Genomic DNA, 3,388 nt, shown 5'->3' on the forward strand with positions numbered 1-3,388 from the left:
TGTGGGCAGGCGTTCCGCAGGGCGGAACGCATGCCCACAACGTGGGGCCGAACCACGTCCCGCCGGGCCCGCCCGCCGCGGGGCGGGCGGGCTGTCAGGCTGACGGCTTCGCGGTTATGGGGGCGCGGGCGCGGGTCTGCTGACCCGGAATGCCGTCGGCCGTCGGGGCCGCAGAGTCACACGGCACCACCGCGGACGCGGACTCGCACTCCATCGTGCGAGGCAGCCGCAGCGCGGCGAGGGCGCCGAAGAGGAGGAGGGCCGCGCTGGCCAGGAGCGTGATGTGGAGGCCGTGGACGAAGGAGTCGCGGGCCGCGTCGCGCAGGGCGCGCCCGTCGGGCCCGCCGAGGCGCCGCGCCACCTCGTACGCCTCACCGAGCGAGTGCCCGGCCGCGCGGGCCGCGTCGGAGGGGACGCCGGGGACGGCGGAGACCCCGGGCCCGTACGCCGCGTTCATGACGCTGCCCAACAGCGCGATGCCGATGCCCGCGCCGAGTTGGTAGGAGGTCTCGCCGATCGCGGCCGCTCCCCCGGCCTGTTCAGCGGGGGACTCGCTCAGCATGGACTCGTACGCCCCGAACAGCGTGATCTCCAGGCCGAAGCCGAGCAGCACGAAGGCGGTGGCGAGCAGCCCGGGCCGGTCGTGCTCGCCCATGAGCGTCAGCGACAGCACCGCCGCCGCGGTGAGCGCGAAGCCGAGCGCGACCATCGTGCGCGGCCCGAACCGCTGGAGCATGCGCGAGCCGAACAGCCCGGCGGCCATCGCGGCCACCGTCAGCGGCACCATCCGCAGGCCGGTCTCCAGCGGCGAGAGCCCGAGGACCAGTTGGAGGTACTGGGTGGCGATGAGCTCAAGACCGACCAGCGCCAGCATGGCCAGCACGATGCACCCCACCGAGGTGCCGAACGCGGGCCTGGCGAACATCCGCAGGTCGACCAGTGGATGCGTACGGCGGCGCTGGCGGCGTACGAAGAGAGCCAGCAGCCCGGCCCCCACGAGCAGCGGTCCGAGCGTGGCCGGATGGAACACCGCTTCTCCCCCGCCCACCCGCTTCACGCCGAGTACGACGCCGAAGAGCCCGAACGCGGCCATCAGCGCGCCGAGTACGTCCCACGGCCCGTCGCCGTCGCCGGTGGACTCCGGCAGGAGCCGGCGGCCGACGGGCAGGCAGAGCGCCATCAGCGGGATGTTGACGAGGAAGACCGACCCCCACCAGAAGTGCTCCAGCAGGAACCCGCCCAGGAGCGGCCCGATGGCGGCACCGACCGCGGCGACGGCGCTCCAGATGCCGATGGCCAGGGCCCGTTCACGCCGCTCGGGGAAGATCTGACGGAGGATCGACAGCGTGGCGGGCATGATCATCGCGCCGCCGACGCCGAGCAACGCCCGGGCGGCGATGAGGACGTGCGGGTCCTGCGCGAACGCGGCGACCGCGGAGGCCGCGGCGAAGAGCCCGTAGCCGAGCAGCAGGACGCGCCGCCGGCCGACGCGGTCGCCGAGGGTGCCGAAGAGGATGAGGAGGGAGGCGGCGACGAGCGGGTAGACGTCGACGATCCACAGGAGTTCGATCGCGCTGGGGCGCAGGTCCTCGGTGACGGCCGGGACCGCCACGTGCAGGATGGTCGCGTCGAGCGCGACGAGCAGCAGGCTGAGGCAGAGGACGACGAGCACGGCCCAGCGGTCGGCGCCGCCCCCATATGCACCGTCCCCGTACGCACCGCCCCCGTCTGCACCGCGCCGTTCGGAACGGCCCCGGGCGGAGCCCCGTTCGCGCTGGAGAGGAACGTCCGCCGCCCGAGCGTCGCGGGGCGTGGTCGTTCCGGACATGTACGCACCTCCAGTTGCGCTCGCGTCGGACGGGCCCGGGGAGAGGTCAGCTTCCCCGGTGGGTTCGGCCCGGCATCGAAAGGCGAGTGAGCCGCCAGGGTACGCGAGTCGGGTGGCGCCGAGCGTGGCGAGGCTCACCTTTGTCAACGCCGGCGCGTGGCCTTCGCCACGTACATTCGGGCGACGGCGCCGCGACCCGCCCGGGGTGTCGTCACGCACGGGTGTTCCCGGGTGGGCGGAGCGTGAGGAGGCGGCGGCCCCGGCGGCGGGCCGCGACCGCCCTCGGCGGCCGAAGGCGCAGCTCATCACCGTGATCACGATGCGCGAGGAGCGCCGCCACCGGGCTTGCGGGGCAAGGGGGTTCGGAACGCGGTGGCGAATCACGAGCGGCCGGAAGGTAAACGCATTGGGGGTCGCAAAAGTGTCTCCCGGAATTAAGCGCGAGAAATTCACCACAGCTACACCGAGGCTTTGACGGCAAGGGCCGAATTACGGGTTGTGGGGGCTTCGGCCCACATCACATGGTCATCACAAAGCCGCGGCTTCGACCGGGGCCACCACGCACCCCCTGTAACGTCGATTGGGTGCGTACCGACCGAATCTTCGCCCGCCTGGAGCAGGAGCCGGAGCGACCGAGCAACCGCGATGTGCCGCGGATGAGCCGACACCGCATCGTGCTGTTCGGTTCTGCCGTGCTGTTCTACGTGGCGATCGTCGCGGCCGTATTCGTGAGCCAGCACCTCGTACGCCTGGACTGGCAGGTGATGCTCTTCCGGCCCTACAAGCAGTGGCCGGATCTCCACGCCCTGCTCGACTACTTCGTGGTGATGGGGCAGCGCGGTCCGACCGCGGTCCTGGTCGCCGCGTGGCTCGGCTGGCGCTCCTGGCGGCAGCGCACCCTGCGCCCGCTGCTCGCCCTCGGTGTCGCCCTGCTGCTGCTCAACGCGACGGTGGGGTCAGTGAAGTACGGCCTCGGCCGGCTCGGCCCGCACTACGCGACGACCGTCGGCTCGGCCGAGATGTTCAGCGGCGGCGATATATTTCCTTCCGGCCATACCGCCAACGCCGTGGTGACCTGGGGCATTCTGGCCTATCTCGCCACCACGCCGATCGCCCGCCGGGTGCTGTCCGTCGTGGCCGCCGTCTTCGCGCTCGGCGTCGGCGCGACCACCGTCTACCTGGGCACGCACTGGGTCAGTGATGTGCTGCTGGGCTGGGCGGCGGGGCTGCTGATCCTGCTGGCGCTGCCCTGGTTCGAACCGGCCATCGCCTGGGCCAACACGTGGCTCCTGGCCGTACGGGACCGGCTCCGCGAGGGCCGCGGACCCGTCCTGGCGCCGGCCTACGGCATGCCCCGGACGGCACTGGTGGCACCGCAGCGGGAGGGGGCGCCGGACGCGCTGGAGCCCGTGAGTGCCGGACCCGCGAGCGATCCGGTCGCCGCCGGCACGGCGAGCGGCAGAGGCGGGTCGACGGCCGCGCGGAACACCGACCCGCGGCTGCACCACTCGCCGCCGCGCCCGCACAACTCCCGCTCGGAGCGCACCCCGGTCACCCCGA

The 3,388-nt window shown here is 72.8% G+C and carries 2 protein-coding genes; one reads left to right on the forward strand and one right to left on the reverse strand.

Annotation, left to right across the window (positions count from 1 at the left end):
* Positions 1–94: 94 nt before the first annotated feature.
* Positions 95–1,828 carry an MFS transporter gene (locus AOK16_RS21770; protein ID WP_079101642.1) on the reverse strand — a complete coding sequence of 578 codons (1,734 nt, stop codon included), beginning with the start codon at positions 1,826–1,828 and terminating at the stop codon, positions 95–97.
* Positions 1,829–2,412: 584 nt separating this feature from the next.
* Between AOK16_RS21770 and AOK16_RS21775 the strand changes: the two genes are divergently transcribed.
* On the forward strand, positions 2,413–3,388 hold a 976-nt coding region (locus tag AOK16_RS21775), incomplete at its 3' end, for a phosphatase PAP2 family protein (RefSeq protein ID WP_055473873.1).

Source organism: Streptomyces pathocidini (assembly GCF_001418495.1).
GTDB classification, from domain to species: Bacteria; Actinomycetota; Actinomycetes; order Streptomycetales; family Streptomycetaceae; genus Streptomyces; species Streptomyces pathocidini.

Coding starts and splice junctions, on each gene's coding strand:
- AOK16_RS21770 (WP_079101642.1), bottom strand. CDS start 1,828: ATGTCCGGAACGACCACGCCCCGCGACGCTCGGGCGGCGGACGTTCCT.